The sequence below is a fragment of the Myxococcus sp. CA039A genome (assembly GCF_013336645.1).
Lineage (GTDB): Bacteria > Myxococcota > Myxococcia > Myxococcales > Myxococcaceae > Myxococcus > Myxococcus llanfairpwllgwyngyllgogerychwyrndrobwllllantysiliogogogochensis.
Genome location: NZ_JABUMQ010000574.1, coordinates 1 through 3170, shown reverse-complemented (window position 1 = coordinate 3170; position 3170 = coordinate 1). Strand labels below are relative to the sequence as shown.

The window sequence follows — 3170 nt, the reverse complement described above, 5'->3', positions numbered from 1 at the left end:
TCCTCGCAGCCATCGATGTGGGGACCAACGCCGTGCGACTGGAGCTCGCCCGGCCGGACGCCGACGGGGCGCTCGAGACGCTCCACCAGGAGCGAGACCCCATCCGCCCCGGTGAGGGCGTCTTCGCCACTGGCACCATGCCGGAGGCCACGGCGGAGCGGCTCTTGTCCACGCTCCGGCGCTACTCCGCCCTCTGCCGTCGTCACAAGGCCCAGGTGCGCGCGGTGGCCACCAGCGCCCTGCGCGAGGCCCGCAACAGCCCGGACATCGTCCGGCGCGTGCGCGAGGAGTCCGGCCTCAACCTGGAGGTCGTCAGCGGCAAGGAGGAGGCGCGCCTCATCTGCCTGGGCGTGCTGCACCGCAAGCCCCCCGGCACGCGCTCGCTGCTCATCGACATTGGCGGAGGCAGCACCGAGGTGGCCACCGCCGTGGGCGAGAAGCCCGACAACCTGTGGAGCCTGGGGCTGGGCTCGGTGCGGCTCACCGAGGTCTTCGAGGCGTCGCGCACCGTGACGACGAAGCAGCTGCGCATCATGCGCGGGTTCGTCCAGGAGGTGCTGGGCAAGACGCTGCCGGAGAAGCTGCCGCTCCTTCCCCGGGTGGCGCTCGGCTCGTCCGGCACCATCAACGCCGTGGTGTCCTTCGCCTCCAGCGAGAGCAGCGGCAACGCCACCGTGCGCCAGCTCACCCAGACGGTGGAGACGCTGGCGCAGATGCCCGCGGACCGGCGGCGCAAGCGCTTCGACCCCAAGCGCGCGGACATCATCGTCTCCGGCGCCGTCATCCTGGAGGGCGTGGCGAAGTACCTGGGCATCGAGTCCGTCAGCGTCGTCAACCGGGGCCTGCGCGACGGCATCCTCGTGGACCTGCTCTACCGACAGGACGCCCACCACCAGCCCGACGACCACAGCCTCGCGGACGCCGCCATCGCCATGGGCCAGCGCTTCTTCTTCGACGAGAAGCACGCGCGCCAGGTGTCACGGCTCGCGCTGACGCTCTTCGACGACCTGGCCGCCCTGCACCAGCTGCCGCTGTCGGTGCGCCCGTACCTGGAGGTCGCCGCGCTGCTCCACGACATCGGCCACGCGGTGAACTACGAGCGGCACCACAAGCACACGTACTACCTCATCCGCCACGCGGACCTCCCCGGCCTCGCGGACCGCGAGCGAGAGCTGGTGGCCCGCGTCGCCCGCTACCACCGGCGCAGTCCTCCGGAGCTGGCCCACTCGGGCATGGCGGGGCTGACTCCCGCCGAGGCCCGCACCGTGCGAAAGCTCGCCACCCTGCTGCGCGTGGCCAACTCGCTGGACCACAGCCACCACCAGCCCATCAAGGGCTTCAAGGCCACCAACGGCCGCGACGGGGTGGCCCTGCACCTGCACGCGCGCCAGCCGGTGGACCTGGAATTGTGGAACGCGGAGCACGAGGTGGCCTCCTTCCGCCGCGTCTTCGGCAAGAAGCTCTCCTTCCACGTCCATCAGGCCGCCGCCCGCTAGTCGCCCGGCACTCCGCCTGCTGGCCAGCAGAGGAGACGTCGCGCCCTGCCCGCGTTGCTCCAGATGCCCACGCTCAAAGTCGCACGGGTCCGTCGTCACCAGACGGGCCTCTTCGACTTTGGACGCAAGGGCCCCTCACGGGGGAAGGAGCGCGCGATGAAGGCCGTCGTATTCCATGGGATTGGGGACATCCGGCTCGACGAGGTGGCGGAGCCGCGCATCGAGAAGCCGACGGATGCCATCGTCAAGCTGTCGGCGAGCGCCATCTGTGGCACGGACCTGCACATGATTCGCGGGACGATGCCGGGGATGAAGCCGGGCACCATTCTCGGGCACGAGGGCGTGGGCTACATCGAGGCGCTCGGCGACGACGTGCGCAACTTCAATGTGGGCGACCGCGTCGTCATCCCCTCCACCATCGCCTGCGGCAACTGTGTCTACTGCCGCGCCGGCTACCATTCGCAGTGCAACGACGCGAACCCCCACGGCGCCTCCGCGGGCACGGCGTTCTTCGGCGGGCCGGAGCAGACGGGCCCCTTCCATGGCATGCAGGCGGAGAAGGTGCGCGTTCCCTTCGCGCACGCGGGCCTGGTGAAGATTCCCGAGGGCGTGAGCGACGAGCAGGCCATCCTCGTCTCCGACATCTTCCCCACCGGCTACTTCGGGGCGGAGCTGGCGGAAATCAAGCCGGGCGACACCGTGGCGGTGTTCGGCTGCGGGCCGGTGGGGCTGTTCGCCATCGTCAGCGCGAAGCTGCTCGGCGCCGGCCGCGTCTTCGCCATCGACTGCCATGAGGACCGGCTGGAGCTGGCGCGCGGCCAGGGCGCGGAAATCATCGACTTCGACCAGGAAGACCCGGTGAAGACGCTCCTGCGCCTCACCAACGGCATCGGCGTGGACCGCGCCATCGACGCGGTGGGCGTGGACGCCGAGCACGCGCACGCGGGCCCCGCCGCGAAGCAGGCCAGCGCGCAGAAGGCGGAGCTCAAGCGCGAGGCGAAGGAGGCCGCGCCGAAGACGAAGCCGGACGGCGACAACTGGGTGCCCGGCGACGCGCCCGCGCAGGTGCTGTCCTGGGCGGTGGAGGCGCTCGCCAAGGCGGGCACGCTGTCCATCATCGGCGTCTACCCGGCGCAGGTGCGCACGTTCCCCATCGGCATGGCGATGAACAAGAACCTCACGCTGAAGATGGGCAACTGCAACCACCGCAAGTACATCCCCCGGCTGCTGGAGCTGGTGCGCACCGGCGAGGTGGACCCCACCGCCATCCTCTCGCACGTGGAGCCCATGAGCGGCGCGCTGGACGCCTACCGCAACTTCGACCTGCGCAAGCCGGGCTGGGTGAAGGTGGAGCTGGAGCCCAATCAGCTCCAGTGAGCCCTCACGCGTCCAGCACCAGGCTCGAGTCCCCGAACTCGTGCCCCAGGTAGCCGCGCGCCTCCGCGTGCGCGGCCACCTCCTTCAACAGCGACGACGGCGCGAAGGCCTGGAGCAGCGCGTGGTGGCTGCTGCCCGGCTCGTGCATGCCCGTGAGGAGCCCGTGCACCACGCGGGGCACGAAGCCCGGCCCCAACAGGAGGTCTGTCACCGCTTCGCCCGCCACCAGTCGCCCGCCGTTCATCGCCGCCCGGCCCTCCAACGCCCGCACCACCGTGGTGCCCACCGCCACCACCC

At 70.8% G+C, this 3170-nt stretch carries 3 protein-coding genes; 2 read left to right on the top strand and 1 reads right to left on the bottom strand.

Going from position 1 to position 3170, the window contains the following annotated elements; genetic code table 11:
• Both HR086_RS45855 and HR086_RS45850 read left to right on the top strand, forming a co-directional pair.
• Nucleotides 1–1496, top strand: a 1496-nt coding sequence (locus HR086_RS45855) for a Ppx/GppA phosphatase family protein (RefSeq protein WP_174468810.1), incomplete at its 5' end; no start/stop codon positions are given.
• 156 nt (nucleotides 1497–1652) lie between these two features.
• A complete protein-coding gene (locus HR086_RS45850) occupies nucleotides 1653–2873 on the top strand; it encodes a zinc-dependent alcohol dehydrogenase (protein WP_174468809.1) in 1221 nt (406 codons plus the stop codon).
• 4 nt (nucleotides 2874–2877) lie between these two features.
• Here HR086_RS45850 and HR086_RS45845 read toward each other — a convergent pair.
• On the bottom strand, nucleotides 2878–3170 hold a 293-nt coding region (locus tag HR086_RS45845), incomplete at its 5' end, for an S-adenosylmethionine:tRNA ribosyltransferase-isomerase (RefSeq protein ID WP_174468808.1).